A 16,637-nucleotide genomic window follows, 5' to 3' on the forward strand; every position below is an offset into this window, starting at 1 on the left:
AGCGGTTGTTCTATGTCTGATTTGTTTCATTTTCATGTACCTTTTTAACAATATCATAAAACACTGTATTTGTCAGAGCCTTATCTCCCGGCGTGTCCATGTGCAGCACAACGAGAGCGTATTTCGGCTTGTCCGCGGGAAAGTATCCCGCAAACCATTTGTTGTAAAGCGTCTGTTTATCTTTTGTAAACATTCCCGTCTGGGCCGTTCCGGATTTTCCCGCCACCGCATACGGCAGATCCTGAAATCTCCTGCCGGTTCCTTTCGGTGAAGTGACGACTTCTCTGAGAATTTTTTGAAGCTGCTGGGCCGTATATTTATCGATCGTTTTCCCCTTTAACGGCTGATCTTTGAATGACGCCATCGTCGTTCCGTTTTTGTATTCGATTTTGTCCGCGATTTTGACTTGTTTTTTTTCGCCGCCGCGCGCGATCGTCGCCATCATATTGGCGACTTCAAGCGGGATGACTTTCACGTTTTTCTGTCCGATTGCCGTCTGGGCTACTGCTTTTTTGACGGTTTTGTCTTTGGCATCTCCCCAAATGACGCCGCTTTTTTCATTATACAGCTGCCTGAATCCGTCTTCCCGGTACAGCTTGCCTTCCCAGCCCGCCCGCTGTGTGAGACCGAGTTTTTCCGCCATGTTTTCAATAGCGGAGTCATCTTTTTTGACCAATTTTTCCGCAAGACTTGTAAACGTATAATTGCAGCTTTGGGCAAAGCTTTCTCCAAAATTGAGCGTGCCTTTGTCGTCACCCGGCTCTCCGTACAGGTTGAGACTGCAGTTAAAGGATGTGCCCGGCTTCACTTCATTTTGTTCAATTGCGGCTGCGGCGACCACCGTTTTAAACACGGATCCCGGATAAATCGGCGTCAGCATGTAATTTTGCAGTGTCTGCTGCTTTGACATGTCGGCGTCAGGCTTTGATACCATTCCGAGCACACTGCTTTTTTCAATGTCTAAAAGGACGGCTCCCCCCTTTTTTAACCCGCGGTCTTTCAATACATCTTCCATTGCTTTTTGAATGTTGCGGTCGATGGAGGTTTTGACTTGCAGCGGATAAAACGCGTTTGCTTCTGCCGTATATTTGACGTCCATTCCGAATAAAGGGTTTCCCCTTCCGTCGACATGATACAAAAGTTTTGTGTCCTGATCCGCCAGCAAAAACTCATCAAACGTCCGTTCCATCCCGCTTGTCCCGATTTTTGCCGTGATCGGCAGTTCCTTACGGCCGGGATATTTCTTTTTCAAAAGCTCCGGGTCCTGATTTGTCGCGCCCAACAGATGAGCGGCTATGTTTGTTTCTTTGCTGTCTTTCATATATACGCCGTAAATGCCGGGATATTTCAAAGAATTGATATTTGACACGGATTGTTTCGTCAGATGTTTTATTTTTCTGCTGTTTAGGATCACCGGTTTTTTCGCTTCCGTGAGAAGCTGCCTGAGCTCATCCTGTTTCATCCCGAGAATGGCGGATACCCGGTCAATCGGCCAATCCTGCGTCACGAGAAAGGGAAACAGAACGACGGCAGGCTGCTTTTTTCCGGTCAGCTCTTTGCCGTTCCGATCAAGAAAAGAGCCGCGTCCGTCTGAAATTAGGACTTCTTCCGTCCGCTGCTTGACGCTTTCCTGAATCAGATTAATATTAGATTTTGAAAAAGATTCTGTAAAAAACAGCTGAATTTCAGCCAGCCTGGCAAGCAAAAAGAAAAACACGAGCAGAAAACAAATCACGGCCGTTTTCAGCCTTTTTGATACGATCATAAAAAACACCTCATCCACATTTTGGACGAGGTGTTTCATTGTTAAACGGATCTTATGAAATTTTCACAATTTTCACGAGCATTTCTCCGCCCGGCGTCTGAACAGTGACTTCGTCGTCCACTTTTCTGCCGAGCAGGCTTTTTGCGATCGGCGAATCGTTTGAGATTTTTCCTTCAAACGGATCAGCTTCAGCACTTCCGACGATCGTGTAAGATTCTTCTTCACCGTCAGGCAATTCGATGAATGATACGGTTTTTCCCAAACCGACAACATTTGAACCGCCGTCATCCTCAATGATTTTCGCATTGCGGATCATATTTTCAAGCGTCGTGATGCGCCCTTCCACAAATGCCTGTTCTTCTTTTGCAGAATCATACTCAGAGTTCTCTGACAGATCTCCGAAGCTTCTTGCGATTTTGATGCGTTCTACTACTTCTTTACGTTTAACCGTTTTCAATTGCTCTAATTCTTGTTCAAGTTTTTGTTTTCCTTCTTGAGTCATCGGAAAAACTTTTTCTTGTGCCATGTTCCTTCACTCCTTGGTGGTTGTCCCTCAACAATAACGTGTGATTATGTATGAGAGCATAAACGAAAAAATCAAGAATGAGAACACAGGGCAGTCCTCGTTCTTCTCTCCCATATAGGTACTGTTTATCTTAAACTGAATGTGTGTTTTCTGCAAATGTTTCGGTTTATAAACAGGGAAAGAAGGGAACTGTCTCATTCCCTTCCAGCCTATACATAATATGGTCTGAGTTATTTATGTCTATGCTATGGTATTACAAAATTGCATTTTGTTCAAGGATCGTTTGAATCTTCGTGACCATCAGATCAATCGCGACGTGGTTTTGGCCGCCTTCCGGAATAATGATGTCCGCGTAGCGTTTCGTCGGTTCAACAAACTGATTGTGCATCGGTCTGACGACGGATACATACTGCTCGATGACAGAATCAATAGAACGGCCTCTTTCGTTAATATCTCTCATAATCCGTCTGATGATACGGAGATCCGCGTCCGTGTCGACATAAAGTTTTATGTCCATGAGGTCGCGAAGCCTTTTATCTTCAAGAACGAGAATGCCTTCCAGAATAATGACATCCTTCGGCTCAACCGGAATGGTTTCCTCAGAACGCGTATGGAGTTTATAATCATAAATCGGCTTTTCTATCGGCCGGTAATTCAAAAGCTCTTGAATATGCTCGATTAAATAGTCATTATCAAATGCGAGCGGATGATCATAGTTTGTGTTGAGCCTTTCTTCAAACGGAAGATGGCTTTGGTCTTTATAATAAAGGTCTTGCTGGATCATTAAAATCGAGTGTCCTTTAAACTGTTCGTAAATGGAACGAGTGACGCTTGTTTTTCCTGATCCGGAACCTCCGGCGATACCTATAACTACAGGACTCTTACCCATTGGGATTACTTCCCCTTTCTCATCATGTTGCTCGGATAAATCTTTTTGTCTACTTTAAATGTAACGATTTGCAGGGGATGGCGGGCAGCATCAAGCTCGTTTCCGTCTTCGTCCCAAATAGTGCCGATGGTGAATGTGAAATTGTCAATTTCAGGACCGAAAAATTCAACTTCGTCACCTTGTTTAAAGAAATTGCGCTGCTGGAGCGTCACCATTTGAGTTTCCTCGTTATATGCGAGCACGAGACCGGCAAAATCAAATGTTGTTTTCTTTCCGTGTTCGCCGAACATCTGCTCCTCAAAACCGGGCGTGCCTTCAAAGAAAGCAGGCGCAGTATCCCGGTTTGCACATTTGTCCAGCTCATCAAGCCATTCTTTTTGAATGACAAAGTTTTCAGGATCAGCGCAGTATGCGTCGATGACTTTGCGATACACGCTGACAACCGTCGCTACGTAATGAATCGATTTCATCCGGCCTTCAATTTTCAGGCTGTCGATGCCCATCTCGATCATTTGCGGTATGGATTCAATCAATTTTAAATCTTTCGGGCTCATCGCAAACGGAGCGTCTTCTTCGTCATAGAGCGCGACCGCATTTGCACCGTCTGTCTGATACAGGTCATAATCCCAGCGGCACGACTGACAGCAGCCGCCGCGGTTGGAATCACGGGCCGTCATGTGATTGCTCAGCACGCATCGGCCCGAATAAGCGATACACATGGCGCCATGGATAAAGGTTTCGATTTCAATATCCACCTTTTCCTTCATTTCTTTAATTTCCAGTCCGCTCGTTTCACGGGCAAGCACCACACGGTCAAGACCTTCTTCTTTCCAGAACTGCACCGCTTTCCAGTTGGAAAGGGACTGCTGTGTGCTGAGATGAATCTCTACGTCCGGGGCGACTCTCCGGCATGTTTCAATAATCAGCGGATCAGCGACGATAATTCCGGCAACTTTTGCGTCTCCCAACGCTTTTAAGTATTCTTCCAGACCGTCCATATTTTCATTATGGGCGAAAATGTTTGTTGTCACATATATTTTCGCCCCGTATTTTTTGGCAAATTCTACGCCCTCTGCAATTTCTTCTATAGAAAAGTTATCCGCATTAGAGCGGAGCCCGTATTCCTGTCCTCCGATAAAAACCGCGTCCGCCCCGTAATGAACGGCAATTTTTAATTTTTCAAGGTTTCCTGCCGGAGCAAGAAGTTCAGGTTTTTTCGTAATGACGCGTTTTCCGTTTACGACTTTGGAAATGGTTTGATTTACGGCTGTCATCCGTTGCACCCTCCTTTTTAATAGACCGTTTCTTTAAAGAAGAATCCTGTGTCGATGCTTCTGTTCACAGGCTGAATGCTTTCAATCCGCTCTATCCAGCTCTCTTTTTTCTCTTCGTATGTCTCGCGGCTTTCGATGCACAAATCGATTGCCTCTCTGTACATGCGGGTCACTTCGGTTAAGTATTCAGGAGACTTCAAAACTCCGTCGATTTTGAAAGAATCAATGCCGGCGTCTATCAGATCCTCTAATTCATCAATCATGCACACATCGTTCGGACTCATGATGTGCGTGCCGTTTTCGTCTTCAAAAATCGGGTATTTATTGCCCCGTTCTTTGTCATGCAGAAACATGCCCGCTTCTTTTTTCTTCTGTTCGATGTCCATGACTTTTCCCTGGTATTCGAAGTAATGGCCCACTAATGAACGCTTAGATTGGAACATGCACGTCATGCCGTGGATTTGAATTTCAATTTCCACTTCGGCGTTTTCTTTTATGTCAATGACGCTGTCCATATTTAATTCCTTTGCCAGCACTGCGCGCCGTGCGCCTTTGCGTCCCCAGTAATTGCAGGAATAGTAGTTGGTTCCCGTTGTTTCCGTGCTCCAGTGCAGTTTGAGCCCGGGAGCCGCTTCACGCGCCGCCATTAAAACGGCCGGATCACCGAAAACAGCCGCATCCACGCCGGCTTTCTGCAAAAAGGCAAGATAGCCGTTCAGCTCGTCCACTTTTTCATTGTGAAAAATAGCATTGACGGCAGCGTACACTTTCGCGCCTTCCTGATGAGCTGTTTTTACGGCTTCTTTAATATCTTCTCTTGAAAATTCCCCGGCCAGTCTCAGGCCGTATCTTTGTTCTCCGACTAACAGCGCCGTTGCCCCCGCTTGAATGAGCGGAAGAATATCCTGTACGGAAGTCGGAGTCACCAAAAGTTCAGGTTTTTTCATGATCATTCACCTCTTCTTTTTACTGATGGCGATGCCGTCTCCGACCGGCAGTATGACCGTTTGATAGTCAGGCCGGTTCATCAGCCATTGGTTATATTGATCAATTTTTTCAACAAGCTTCCGTCTTCTTTTCGGCTCAATTTCCGAGTGATCTTGCGCCACCAGCCCTTTAAACAGAACATTGTCTGTGAAAATGACCCCATCCGGCGCAAGCATCGGTTCATAGAGCTCAAAAAAGTTCGTGTACTGGCCTTTTGCCGCATCGATAAAAATGGCATCATAAGGAGCCGTGACACGGACAGACTCAGAAAGTTCAAGCGCATCCCCGTAAAGTACGTGAATCCGATTTTCCATTTCAAAGTCTTTTATATTGTTCACAGCTTCTTCATAGCGTTTGTCGTCCCGTTCAATCGTGTAAATATTCGCATCCGGAAGTTCAAGCGCCATCCGTATAGCCGAATATCCGATTGCCGTGCCGATTTCCAAGATGTTTTTCGCCTGTTGAATCGACAGCATTTGAAGCAGCACTTCAATGCCCGCTTCTTCCATAATCGGAACATGGTGCTCTTTTGCATAGGCTTCAAGCTTTTTCACTTTATCAGGCCGAGGCTTCAGCATCGCGTTTATATACTCGTTTATTTGTTCATACCGATCATTCACGGCAAACAGCCTCCGTTCTAAAAAGGAGTGCCCCTGACGAATCCGCGGGGACACTCTCTTAAGACACTTCTTTATCCATAAGTAAACAACCCGATATATTTTATCATAAAACCTTTCAGAATGGAATAAAAGGAGAGCTTTTGCCCTCCTTTATTCACTGTCTTTTTTGGAAATATACTTTTCCTTCGCTTTATTATGATCTTTTAATGTTTTCGTGAATACGACCTCACCGTTAGATTTTGCCAGGAAATAGAGATAATCCGTTTTGTCAGGGTTAAGAGCCGCTTCCCACGATGAATCCCCGGCGTTTGCAATCGGTCCCGGCGGCAGCCCCTTATGTTTATACGTGTTAAACGGAGAATCAATTTTCAGGTCTTTGTAGAAGACCCGGCTCTTATGCCTGCCGGCCGCATATAATACCGTCGGGTCAGTCTGCAGTGGCATTTTTTCTGCAAGTCTGTTGTAAAAGACGCTTGCGATTTTGTGACGGTCGGCTTTGGCAGTGGCTTCCTCTTCGATAAGCGATGCCATCGTCAGGGCGTTATGGACGGAAAGTTTCTTTTTTTCCAGTTCAGATTTATATGTTTCGATACGGGTGTTTGTTTCCTGAACCATTGCCGTCAAAATCTTATCAAGCGATGCATCCGGATCATTAAACGGATATGTGGCCGGGTATAAATAGCCTTCGAGCGGATGCTTAAGCTTCTTGTTTGAAAGGGCGTCCGTTATTGTATCAGGAAACTGTTTTTTCAGTTTGTCGATAAATGTTTTGTCGTCCAATTTTGCCATGATCTCTTCTTTTGAATATGATGTTTCTTTTGCGATCGCGTCGGCAATCTGTGTCAGCTGTTTTCCTTCGGGAACGGTGATCTGAAAGGCATACCCCGCAGATCCCGCGGTCAGTTTTTTGATAATCGCATCCGCGTCCATTCCTTTATTCAGATGGTAAAATCCCGCCTGAAATCCGGAAGCGCCTTTATACTTCACATACAGCTGAAATGCTTTTTTGCTTTTGATGACATGCTGATCCTCAAGAATTCCGGCGATTGCCGAAACCGAAGAACCGCTCGGAATATTAATATTGACTGTCGTTTTGCTGCCTTTGTCAACCGGGGACAGCAGAGATTTTCCATAGAAAAAAGCACCGCAAATGATGATGATCAGAGCGATCACGGAGGACAGTATTATCGTCGTTTTTTTGTTTTTGCGCAGAAATGAATGTTTAGTCTGATTGATATTCATACAAGTATTTTCCTCCCAACAGCTCTTATACTACATGATTCGCAGGCATTCGGCAATTTATTACAAAAAAAGCCGAAGCGGCATATGCGCTCCGGCTTTTTCTGTTCATTTTATTCTTCGTCTTCTTCCGCTAAAAACGTATTCAGCGTTTCTTCGATCATTTCCCACTCTTCATCAGTTTCAATCGGCATCAGTTCGCCGTCTTCGCCGTTTTCGTTCGGCTCGAAGCTTGAAGCGTGAATTTCGATTTCATCATCGTCTTGAGCATCAATCGGATAATAAAGAACGTAAGATTTGTTGAATGTGTCGTTTTCAAATGTAAACAGCACTTCGCAAAGCTGTTCGTTACCTTGATCATCGACAATTGTAATGTGTTTTTCGCCGTGTTCCATTTCTTTCACCTCTTAGTTTAAACTGTCCAGATATCCTTGAAGGATCATGACAGCCGCCATTTTATCAATGACTTTTTTTCGTTTTTGCCTGCTGACGTCAGCCGCGATCAGCATTTTTTCAGCCGCCATCGTCGTCAGACGCTCGTCCCACAGCACAACAGGGACATTGTACGCTGTTTCAAGCAGTTTCGCAAATGTTTGGCTGGCTTCGCCTCTCGGACCGATCGTCCCGTTCATGTTTTTCGGAAAACCGAGCACGACCTTCTCTACATTATAGTCTTTCATCAGCTCGGATAAACGGTTCAGACCGTAATCTCCTTCAGCTTCGTTTATTTTTATCGTCTCAATGCCCTGAGCGGTCCAGCCCATCTCATCGCTTAAAGCGACGCCGAGTGTTTTCGTTCCCAGATCAAGTCCCAATATTCTCATGAGTGTATTTACGCCTCTTTATGCTGTTCTAGATAGGATTTTACCAATTCCTCAATTAATTCGTCACGTTCCAATTTGCGAATTAAGTTCCGGGCGTCGCGATGCCTAGGAATGTATGCAGGGTCTCCAGACAGCAAGTATCCGACAATCTGGTTGATAGGATTGTACCCCTTTTCCTGAAGCGCATCATATACTGTAATCAGCACTTCTTCGACGTTTGTTTCAGCAGAATCATCGGAGAAATTAAATTTCATCGTTTTATCAAACGAGCTCACCGTTTTGCACCTCTTTCCCAAATTCGCAGGCAAAGTTCAGCCTGAGGTCCTCATCTTATCATCATTCTACACTAGTTGAAAGGATTATAAAACGGATTTTATCCAATCTTCCGCAGATGCGAGCGCCTCTTCCAATTTCTCAGGCTGCTTTCCGCCGGCCTGCGCCATGTCCGGACGGCCTCCGCCTCCGCCTCCGCAGACTTCTGCCGCTTGTTTGACCATTTTGCCGGCGTGAAGGCCTTTTTCGATCAGGTCTTTTGTTACGCCCGCTGACAGGTTGACTTTGTCATTTTGCACGGCGCCGAGAATGATGACCGCAGAACCGAGCTTCGCCTTCAGGTCATCCACCATTGTGCGAAGGTGGTTCATGTCTTTCGCGTTTACTTTTTCAGCCAGCACTTTTACGCCGCCGATGTCTTTTACTTTAGACAGAATGGCTCCGGCTTCCACATTGCCGAGTTTGCTGAGCAATGATTCATTTTCTCTTTGCGCTTCCTTCAGCTCCGCTTGAAGAGACTGGATTCGCTTCGGCACGTCTTTTACGTTTGATTTCAGCTCGTCCGCAGCGTGCTGCAGAAGGCTGAGCTGGCTGTTCATTTCCTGATAAGCGCCTTTTCCCGTTACGGCTTCGATTCTTCGCGTACCTGCGCCGATCCCTGATTCGGATACGATTTTAAACAGGCCGATTTCAGCCGTATTCGTAACATGGCATCCGCCGCAAAGCTCAATGCTGTAATCTCCGACTTGTACGACGCGGACGATATCGCCGTATTTCTCGCCGAACAGGGCCATTGCGCCCATTTCTTTTGCTTCATTGATCGGTTTCAGATCAATCGCTACCGGAATGCTCTCCCAGATTTTTTCGTTGACGATTCCTTCAATGCGTTCAAGTTCTTCTTTAGTCACTTGACCGAAATGAGAGAAGTCAAAACGCAGACGATTATCGGTAACAAGTGAACCCGCTTGGTTGACATGTGTGCCGAGAACGTCTTTCAGCGCCTGGTGCAGAAGGTGGGTTGCCGTATGGTTTTTCACTACGCCGCTTCTCATTTGGTCCTCCACTTCAGCGGTGACGCTTGCGCCTTTTTGAATCGTGCCGCTATCCACTGTGCCTTCGTGGACATGCTGGCCGTTCGGAGCTTTTTTCACGTCTTTAATGGTTACGACAGCCTGCGCGCTTCTCAGCACTCCTCTGTCACCGATCTGTCCGCCGCTTTCAGCATAGAAAGGCGTTTCATCAAGTAGAATCTGAACGGTATCCCCTTCATGCGCCTCGCTGATTAATTGCCCGTCATGAAGAAGCTCGATCACCTTCGCTTCAGCTTTTACGGAACTGTAGCCGACAAACGTGCTTTCTGCAGTAATGTCGCGCAATGCGCCGCCCTGCACCTGCATGCTTCCTACATCTTGGCGCGCATTTCTCGCCCGTTCACGCTGTTTTTCCATTTCGGCTTCAAAGCCTTTATGATCAACCTTCATTTGCTCATCTTCCGCGTATTCCTCCGTCAATTCAACCGGGAATCCGTACGTATCGTACAGTTTGAATACGTCTTTTCCGGAGATGATGACGCTGCCTTTTTCCTTTTCTTTCTTTATCACGTCAGATAAAATGGCAAGACCTTCGTTCAATGTTTCATGGAAGCGCTCTTCCTCCGTTTTGATGACTTTGGCGATAAACTCTTGCTTTTCTTTCACCTCCGGATAGAAAGCGTCCATAATTCCTGCAACAGTCGGTACCAGCTCATACATAAACGGACGGCTGATACCGATTGTTTTCGCGTATCGCACAGCCCGGCGAAGGAGGCGTCTCAGAACATACCCGCGCCCTTCGTTTGACGGCAGAGCTCCGTCGCTTACCGCAAATGCGACTGTTCTGATATGATCGGCAATCACTTTAAAGGCCGTGTCCTTCACTGCATCCTTTCCGTAAGCATCTCCGGAAATGCGCTCTGCCGCTTCAATAATCGGCATAAACAAATCAGTGTCAAAGTTTGTCGGAACGTCTTGAATAACGGAGACCATCCGTTCAAGCCCCATGCCCGTATCAATGTTTTTCTTCGGAAGCGGTGTGTACGTGCCGTCCGGATTGTGGTTGAACTCTGAAAATACCAGGTTCCACACTTCAAGATAACGATCATTTTCGCCGCCCGGATATAATTCAGAATCTGACGGATCATTGCCGTATTTCTCGCCGCGGTCATAGAAAATTTCCGTATTCGGTCCGCTCGGGCCTTCGCCGATATCCCAGAAGTTCCCTTCCAGGCGGATGATTCTTTCTTCCGGAACGCCGATTTTTTCGGCCCATAGCGTATAAGCTTCTTCATCCTCAGGATGAACCGTTACAGACAGCAGCTCCGGATCAAAGCCGATCCACTTTTCGCTCGTTAAAAACTCCCATGCCCACGTGATGGCTTCTTCTTTAAAATAATCGCCGATGGAAAAGTTTCCGAGCATCTCAAAGAACGTATGGTGGCGCGCCGTTTTTCCCACATTTTCAATATCATTTGTGCGGATTGATTTTTGCGCGTTCACAATTCTCGGATTCTCCGGCACAACGCGGCCGTCAAAGTATTTTTTCAGCGTCGCAACGCCGCTGTTGATCCACAATAAAGACGGATCTTCATGCGGAACCAATGAGGCGCTCGGTTCAACGGCATGGCCTTTTTCTTTAAAAAAATCTAAAAACATTTGACGCACTTCAGCAGAAGTTAAGTGTTTCATCTATATTCCTCCTTATCACTACCCGAAATTCTCTTTCGCGACAGCAAAAAAGCCCTCTCCCTATGCAAACCATGCGTTCACACAGGGACGAGAGCTGTCTCGCGGTACCACCCTGATTACAGGCCGAAAAAGGCCCGTCACCTTTCATCCCGTAACGCAGGACTGCGGCAGCCTTTAACTGCACTCAGGATTAGCTTCGGCCGATCTTCTGCTGAAGCTCCTTTCAGCGTATCGGAGCTTCTCTCTTAAACAGGGCTTCGGCGTACTCATATCCGTCACTCGAGATTCGTATGTATTCTACTCGAAATTATAGACAAGCAGAACCCGAATGTCAATGTTCCGTCCTGATCCGCAAAAAGTGAATGGCCGTCACTTTTAAAACGGCTGCTGCAGGCACAGCGAGAATCATGCCGGGAATGCCCGCAAGCTCTCCTCCGGCAAGAAGTGCAAGCATAATCACGACGGGATGCATTCTGAGACTGCGCCCGACAATAAGCGGGCTCAAAATGTTTCCTTCTATAAATTGAAGAATAAAAATCGTGACGATTACGATGATCACAGCTTTAGCAGAAATCGCCAGCGAAAGGAGCAGCGCCGGAACAGCGCCGATAAACGGACCGAAATACGGTATGACATTCGTAATCCCGATGGCAAGACCTAAGATCAGCGGATAAGGAAGGCCGAACAGCCAGAAAGAAACGCCGGCTATTAATCCGAGCAAAAAACAAACGAGAAGCTGCCCGCGGATATAATCGCCGAGAGAGTCGTCCACATCCCGCAGAAATTCACTCCCCCTTTTCCTCCAAGACTTCGGCGTCAAATACCAGACCGTCTTTTTCATGACGTCTATATCCTTCACCATATAGAAAACGAGAAAAGGAATCGTCGCCGCGATCAGGATATAATCAAGCACGAAACGGATGCTTCTGATTGTACTCTCAATCGTGCCGGCAAGAAACGTTTCTGTCTGCTGAATCATTTTATCCATCCGATGGTGCATGCCGTCAGGCCAATGATCTGTATGATTATGCAGATGCCTCAGCATGATGTTGTAGTTTTCGGCAAGACCGGGAATGCTCTCAGACAGATCCTGCAGCTGTTCAATTAAAACAGGAACCCCTTTATAAGCCCCCCAGCCGATTCCGCCGAAAAACAGGCAATAAATCAGAAGCAGGCTTAAAGTTCTAGGCATCCCTTTCTTATGAAGCCATTCAGTAATCGGAAGCAAAAGATAAGCAATAAATACTGCAATGAATATAGGAATAAAGAGAGATTTTATAACAAGCCATATGGGTGACCATAACATATCGAGCATACAAAAGACATACACTGTTAACAAAACGAGCAGCCATACAGCCGTCCACATTAAGAGCTGCAGCGGTTTTTGAAGCATGATGTTTCACCTCTTGCTTTATCTTTTGACAGAAAGCCGGAATTATTCCCGTTTCCTAAAGTCCGCCTTATGTCGCAGACCTCATGACGGAATTAATTATCTGAAATTACTAAAAAGTTTGAATATATTTTCCGGAAATTTGTATAATCATCGTAACGTTATAGAAATTTCCATAACTGTTAGTTAATATGACGCATGTTTTTCTAAGGAGGATGACCATGATCTCATTTCAGGATGTCAATAAGCACTACGGACAGTTCCACGTGCTGAAGAACATTAATCTGCACATTAAAAAAGGGGAAGTCGTCGTTGTCATCGGACCATCAGGATCCGGAAAAAGCACGCTTCTCCGCTGCATTAATCAGCTGGAAACGGTTGATGGAGGCGTTTTAACGGTAAACGGCGCCTCCATCCATGACAAAAAAACGGATATGAATAAAGTCCGCCGCAATATCGGCATGGTGTTTCAGCATTTTCACCTGTATCCGCATAAAACCGTTCTGCAAAACATTATGCTCGCGCCGATCAAAGTGCTCAGGCAATCAAAAGAAGAAGCAAAAGAAACGGCCTTATATTACCTGAAAAAAGTCGGCATACCCGACAAAGCGGACGCTTACCCTTCACAGCTTTCAGGCGGCCAGCAGCAGCGCGTCGCCATTGCCAGAGGGCTTGCGATGAAGCCTGAGGTGATGCTGTTTGATGAACCGACATCCGCGCTTGATCCGGAAATGATCGGGGAAGTGCTGGATGTCATGAAAACACTTGCAAAGGAAGGAATGACCATGGTGGTCGTCACACATGAAATGGGATTCGCCAAAGAAGTGGCGGACCGCATCGTGTTTATCGACGGCGGCTCCATCTTAGAGGAAGCTGCACCGGCTGCGTTTTACGAAAGCCCTCGTGAAGAGAGGGCGCGTTTATTCTTAAGCCGTATTTTAAATCACTGAAAAGAAACGGGGGAACGCTTATGTCACGCGTAACAAAATGGTTATCTTTCGGATTGATCTCACTGCTGGCCGTCTTGATGCTGGCCGCCTGCGGAGGGAAAGAAACGTCCGGGGATTCAAAGGGCACAGGAAAAGACACATTAGCTTCTATTAAAGACAGAGACAAAATCATCTTCGGCGTTAAAACCGATACGAGATTATTCGGACTGAAAAACCCAAGCTCCGGGGATATCGAAGGGTTTGATATTGATATCGCCAAACAGATTGCAAAAGATATTCTGGGAGATGAGAAAAAAGCGGAGTTTAAAGAAGTGACGTCAAAAACGAGAATTCCGATGCTGCAAAACGGCGATATCGACGCCATCACGGCCACGATGACGATAACGGATGAGCGGAAAAAAGAAGTTGATTTCTCAGACGTTTATTTTGAAGCCGGGCAGTCCCTCCTCGTCAAAAAAGGAAGCCGCATCAAAAGCACCGAAGACCTTGGAAAAAGCTCAAAAGTATTGGCGGTAAAAGGCTCCACTTCCTCACAGAACATCAGGGAAAAAGCGCCTGACGCCTCAGTGCTGGAATTTGAAAATTACGCCGAAGCGTTCACTGCGCTTAAAGCGGGACAGGGAGATGCGCTCACCACGGATAATGCGATTTTATACGGCATGGCAGATGAAAATAAACAATATCAGCTGACAGGCGGCACATTCACCGATGAACCTTACGGAATCGCCGTTAAAAAAGGCCAATCCGGACTCGTCAAAGAAGTCAACGCCTCTTTGAAAAAAATGAAAGCCGACGGCAGGTACGGAAAAATCTACAAAAAATGGATTAAAGAAGAACCGGCAAAATAGAATCGACCGCGGGATGAGCAGACATGCTCATCCCCGTTTTATAAGGAGTGACAAAACATGAACTTTACAATCTTAACGGAAAACTTCGATATGTACCTGGACGGTTTCCTGCACACATTGCTTGCGAGCTTCATCGCGCTGGCCGGCAGCTTCGCTCTTGGCGTTCTGATCGCAGTCATGAGAATCACGACGTTCAAACCCCTCCAATGGATCGGCACTGCGTATGTGGAATTTATCCGGAACATTCCGCTTCTCCTCATCACATTCGTTTTTTATTTCGGACTTCCGAACGCCGGATTGAGACTGGACGGCTTTCAGGCGGGAACGATCGCACTGACGATTTACACGTCCGCCTTTATCGCAGAAGCCATAAGAGCCGGAATTCAGACTGTCTCCAAGGGGCAAATGGAAGCGGCCAGATCGTCAGGCTTCACCTACAGTCAGGCGATGAGATACGTGATTCTCCCTCAGGCTGTTAAAATCGTGATTCCCCCGCTCGGAAACCAATTTCTCAACCTTGTCAAAAACTCATCAATTCTCGGAGTGGTGGCGGGACTGGATTTGATGTATCAGGCCGATCTCGTTTCTTCAAGCACTCTCGTCGTGTTTGATGTTTATATCTTTGCGGCGCTTTTTTATTTGATTTTAACGATACCGCTCAGCATCGGGGTTCATTATTTGGAAAGACGCCTCGGAAAAAGTGATTAAAGAAGGAGAGTGAAAAACATGGATTTTAGCGGCGCCTATACACCTGACCATCTGCTGTTTTTATGGAACGGCTTTTTGATCACACTTTATGTTGCGCTTATTTCTATTATCCTGAGTTTTATTTTCGGGCTTGCCGCCGGCACTTTGCGCTATGCGAAAATCCCTGCCGTCTCTGGCATTATAGCCGCCATTGTCGAAACCATCCGCAACCTGCCGCTGTTATTAATCATTTTCTTTACGTTTTTTGCCCTTCCGGAAATCGGCATCAAACTGGAAATGACCGCAGCCGCCATCACAGCGCTGACGATTTTTGAATCAGCCATGCTGTCAGAAATCATCAGAAGCGGTCTGCAATCCGTTGAGAAAGGCCAGATTGAAGCGGCGCGTTCTTCAGGACTGACCTACACGCAGACTCTTTTTCTCGTCATCATGCCGCAGGCGCTCAGGCGTATGGCTCCTCCGATTGTGAGCCAATTTATTTCTTTATTAAAGGATACGTCACTTGCGGTGGTCATCGCTCTGCCCGAGCTGATTCATAATGCGCAGATTTTAAACGGACAAAGCGCTGACGGGGGTTATTTTTTCCCGGTTTTTCTGCTGGCGGCCCTGATGTATTTTGCGGTCAATTACAGCTTATCTCTTCTAGCCAGGCGGCTGGAGGCGAGACAAACGTAAAAAGGATACTTCCGAAGAAGTATCCTTTTTTCTGCTTAGAACATTTTCATAACTCGTCTTCTCATCCGTTTCATACCTTTTTTATTCAGCATATCGGACTGAGAAGCCATACGATACATAACGGCTCCAGCTCCTAAAGCCAATAGAGAAGTCATTGTTCTGCCCATCGCGCGTATCTCCTTTCAACATTAAAAATTGATACTGCGTTCGTCTTCAGAAAACAAATCATCAAGACTGCTTAACGTGCCGTCTTCCTCTACTTGATGTGTCGCAATTTTGCCTTTGGCCACCGTCAGCTCTATGAAGCAGCCCCAGCAATAGTATTGGTTTACTCCGATTTTGCCGATATCTTTACTTTTGCAGTTCGGACATACAAGCACAGACTACACCTCTTATCCGTTCAGGACGATGCCGTCTTTCCCCGCTTCAATAAGCGTATCGGCAGCGCGCCGCACTTGGCGTCTGCCTGCCAGATCTGAAAAGAAGCCGTCCGAGAGTTCATATGCTACGATTATGCCCTTGTCCAAACAAAAGTATACATCTTCCAGCAAACCGAACATTTCACCATCAGGCGATTTCACCGGCTGCATCTTAATCTGTTCAAAGGTGAAACAGCTCTTCGGCAAAGGCTGCAAGTGAGCTTCGGCGGCAGCTACGGCTTCTTGTTCCATCTCTTTTATATCACTGGCTGCTAAAAAAAGATGGCGGTTGTGAAACAGGCGTTTCTGCTCAAGCACGAAACCGAGAAACCGGCCGTCAAGAGAGAAACACACATCCGATATTACCCCCAGGCTGCGCCGGGTGTGTTCGTCATATACGGTTCGTCCTTCAGCTGCATGGCATGTTCTCAAAGTGTGATCAACCACCTTTTGTTGAACACGTATAGGTTTTGCCAAGAAGCCGGGCGCCATACTTTGAAATGACTTCCACAGGCGAAAACCCGGCG

The 16,637-nt window shown here is 46.4% G+C and carries 19 protein-coding genes; 4 read left to right on the plus strand and 15 right to left on the minus strand.

Features of this window, described 5'->3' with window-relative positions:
* Window positions 1–10: 10 nt before the first annotated feature.
* The 12 genes from ABDB98_RS12435 to ABDB98_RS12490 form a co-directional block, all read right to left on the minus strand.
* Complete coding sequence (locus ABDB98_RS12435; RefSeq protein ID WP_438420292.1) at window positions 11–1,765, minus strand: peptidoglycan D,D-transpeptidase FtsI family protein; 1,755 nt, start codon at window positions 1,763–1,765, stop codon at window positions 11–13.
* 52 nt (window positions 1,766–1,817) lie between these two features.
* On the minus strand, window positions 1,818–2,291 hold the full coding sequence (greA, locus tag ABDB98_RS12440) for a transcription elongation factor GreA (RefSeq protein ID WP_438420293.1): 474 nt from the start codon (window positions 2,289–2,291) through the stop codon (window positions 1,818–1,820).
* Between the two features lie 253 nt (window positions 2,292–2,544).
* Window positions 2,545–3,180, minus strand: coding sequence for a uridine kinase (gene udk, locus ABDB98_RS12445; RefSeq protein WP_016938838.1), 636 nt, complete (start codon window positions 3,178–3,180; stop codon window positions 2,545–2,547).
* Between the two features lie 5 nt (window positions 3,181–3,185).
* Window positions 3,186–4,454, minus strand: coding sequence for a peptidase U32 family protein (locus ABDB98_RS12450; RefSeq protein ID WP_016938837.1), 1,269 nt, complete (start codon window positions 4,452–4,454; stop codon window positions 3,186–3,188).
* A 17-nt stretch (window positions 4,455–4,471) separates the two neighbouring features.
* Window positions 4,472–5,401 (minus strand): peptidase U32 family protein, encoded by a 930-nt coding sequence (locus ABDB98_RS12455; protein WP_438420294.1) that lies wholly within the window; start codon window positions 5,399–5,401, stop codon window positions 4,472–4,474.
* Window positions 5,402–5,407: 6 nt separating this feature from the next.
* Window positions 5,408–6,061: an O-methyltransferase gene (locus tag ABDB98_RS12460; RefSeq protein WP_016938835.1), complete on the minus strand. Its 654-nt coding sequence runs from the start codon at window positions 6,059–6,061 to the stop codon at window positions 5,408–5,410.
* Between the two features lie 150 nt (window positions 6,062–6,211).
* Entirely contained in the window at window positions 6,212–7,303 is a 1,092-nt protein-coding gene (gene mltG, locus ABDB98_RS12465) for an endolytic transglycosylase MltG (protein ID WP_438420295.1), read from the minus strand.
* 110 nt (window positions 7,304–7,413) lie between these two features.
* A complete protein-coding gene (locus ABDB98_RS12470) occupies window positions 7,414–7,695 on the minus strand; it encodes a DUF1292 domain-containing protein (protein ID WP_003152751.1) in 282 nt (93 codons plus the stop codon).
* A gap of 12 nt (window positions 7,696–7,707) precedes the next feature.
* Window positions 7,708–8,124, minus strand: a complete 417-nt coding sequence (gene ruvX, locus ABDB98_RS12475; protein ID WP_438420296.1) for a Holliday junction resolvase RuvX — start codon at window positions 8,122–8,124, stop codon at window positions 7,708–7,710.
* An 8-nt stretch (window positions 8,125–8,132) separates the two neighbouring features.
* Window positions 8,133–8,399, minus strand: a complete 267-nt coding sequence (locus ABDB98_RS12480; RefSeq protein ID WP_003152749.1) for an IreB family regulatory phosphoprotein — start codon at window positions 8,397–8,399, stop codon at window positions 8,133–8,135.
* 84 nt (window positions 8,400–8,483) lie between these two features.
* Window positions 8,484–11,120, minus strand: a complete 2,637-nt coding sequence (gene alaS, locus ABDB98_RS12485) for an alanine--tRNA ligase (RefSeq protein WP_438420297.1) — start codon at window positions 11,118–11,120, stop codon at window positions 8,484–8,486.
* Between the two features lie 331 nt (window positions 11,121–11,451).
* Complete coding sequence (locus ABDB98_RS12490) at window positions 11,452–12,513, minus strand: AI-2E family transporter (RefSeq protein ID WP_438420298.1); 1,062 nt, start codon at window positions 12,511–12,513, stop codon at window positions 11,452–11,454.
* Window positions 12,514–12,731: 218 nt separating this feature from the next.
* Here ABDB98_RS12490 and ABDB98_RS12495 point away from each other — a divergent pair, with 218 nt between their 5' ends.
* Genes ABDB98_RS12495 through ABDB98_RS12510 form a run of 4 tightly spaced genes read left to right on the plus strand, consistent with a single transcriptional unit; the run spans window position 12,732 to window position 15,691 of the window.
* Window positions 12,732–13,460, plus strand: a complete 729-nt coding sequence (locus ABDB98_RS12495) for an amino acid ABC transporter ATP-binding protein (RefSeq protein WP_438420299.1) — start codon at window positions 12,732–12,734, stop codon at window positions 13,458–13,460.
* 20 nt (window positions 13,461–13,480) lie between these two features.
* On the plus strand, window positions 13,481–14,308 hold the full coding sequence (locus ABDB98_RS12500) for a transporter substrate-binding domain-containing protein (protein WP_438420300.1): 828 nt from the start codon (window positions 13,481–13,483) through the stop codon (window positions 14,306–14,308).
* Window positions 14,309–14,365: 57 nt separating this feature from the next.
* Window positions 14,366–15,016, plus strand: coding sequence for an amino acid ABC transporter permease (locus ABDB98_RS12505; protein ID WP_438420301.1), 651 nt, complete (start codon window positions 14,366–14,368; stop codon window positions 15,014–15,016).
* An 18-nt stretch (window positions 15,017–15,034) separates the two neighbouring features.
* Window positions 15,035–15,691, plus strand: coding sequence for an amino acid ABC transporter permease (locus tag ABDB98_RS12510; protein ID WP_438420302.1), 657 nt, complete (start codon window positions 15,035–15,037; stop codon window positions 15,689–15,691).
* Between the two features lie 35 nt (window positions 15,692–15,726).
* Here ABDB98_RS12510 and ABDB98_RS12515 read toward each other — a convergent pair whose 3' ends face one another.
* Genes ABDB98_RS12515 through ABDB98_RS12525 form a run of 3 tightly spaced genes read right to left on the minus strand, consistent with a single transcriptional unit; the run spans window position 15,727 to window position 16,542 of the window.
* Entirely contained in the window at window positions 15,727–15,858 is a 132-nt protein-coding gene (locus ABDB98_RS12515) for a YrzQ family protein (protein WP_003152741.1), read from the minus strand.
* A gap of 21 nt (window positions 15,859–15,879) precedes the next feature.
* Window positions 15,880–16,071, minus strand: a complete 192-nt coding sequence (locus tag ABDB98_RS12520; protein ID WP_003152738.1) for a hypothetical protein — start codon at window positions 16,069–16,071, stop codon at window positions 15,880–15,882.
* A 12-nt stretch (window positions 16,072–16,083) separates the two neighbouring features.
* Window positions 16,084–16,542, minus strand: coding sequence for a hypothetical protein (locus tag ABDB98_RS12525; protein ID WP_438420304.1), 459 nt, complete (start codon window positions 16,540–16,542; stop codon window positions 16,084–16,086).
* Window positions 16,543–16,637: the final 95 nt, after the last annotated feature.

Origin of the sequence: Bacillus siamensis, assembly GCF_051628075.1 — a bacterium.
GTDB lineage: Bacteria > Bacillota > Bacilli > Bacillales > Bacillaceae > Bacillus > Bacillus siamensis.

Excerpts from the sequence above, each read along its gene's own strand:
- ABDB98_RS12505 (WP_438420301.1), top strand. The coding sequence starts at position 14,366 with ATGAACTTTACAATCTTAACGGAAAACTTCGATATGTACCTGGACGGT.
- ABDB98_RS12450 (WP_016938837.1), bottom strand. The coding sequence starts at position 4,454 with ATGACAGCCGTAAATCAAACCATTTCCAAAGTCGTAAACGGAAAACGC.
- ABDB98_RS12455 (WP_438420294.1), bottom strand. The coding sequence starts at position 5,401 with ATGAAAAAACCTGAACTTTTGGTGACTCCGACTTCCGTACAGGATATT.
- ruvX (WP_438420296.1), bottom strand. The coding sequence starts at position 8,124 with ATGAGAATATTGGGACTTGATCTGGGAACGAAAACACTCGGCGTCGCT.
- greA (WP_438420293.1), bottom strand. The coding sequence starts at position 2,291 with ATGGCACAAGAAAAAGTTTTTCCGATGACTCAAGAAGGAAAACAAAAA.
- alaS (WP_438420297.1), bottom strand. The coding sequence starts at position 11,120 with ATGAAACACTTAACTTCTGCTGAAGTGCGTCAAATGTTTTTAGATTTT.
- ABDB98_RS12495 (WP_438420299.1), top strand. The coding sequence starts at position 12,732 with ATGATCTCATTTCAGGATGTCAATAAGCACTACGGACAGTTCCACGTG.
- ABDB98_RS12500 (WP_438420300.1), top strand. The coding sequence starts at position 13,481 with ATGTCACGCGTAACAAAATGGTTATCTTTCGGATTGATCTCACTGCTG.
- ABDB98_RS12490 (WP_438420298.1), bottom strand. The coding sequence starts at position 12,513 with ATGCTTCAAAAACCGCTGCAGCTCTTAATGTGGACGGCTGTATGGCTG.
- udk (WP_016938838.1), bottom strand. The coding sequence starts at position 3,180 with ATGGGTAAGAGTCCTGTAGTTATAGGTATCGCCGGAGGTTCCGGATCA.
- ABDB98_RS12510 (WP_438420302.1), top strand. The coding sequence starts at position 15,035 with ATGGATTTTAGCGGCGCCTATACACCTGACCATCTGCTGTTTTTATGG.
- ABDB98_RS12470 (WP_003152751.1), bottom strand. The coding sequence starts at position 7,695 with ATGGAACACGGCGAAAAACACATTACAATTGTCGATGATCAAGGTAAC.
- ABDB98_RS12515 (WP_003152741.1), bottom strand. The coding sequence starts at position 15,858 with ATGGGCAGAACAATGACTTCTCTATTGGCTTTAGGAGCTGGAGCCGTT.
- ABDB98_RS12435 (WP_438420292.1), bottom strand. The coding sequence starts at position 1,765 with ATGATCGTATCAAAAAGGCTGAAAACGGCCGTGATTTGTTTTCTGCTC.
- mltG (WP_438420295.1), bottom strand. The coding sequence starts at position 7,303 with ATGAATATCAATCAGACTAAACATTCATTTCTGCGCAAAAACAAAAAA.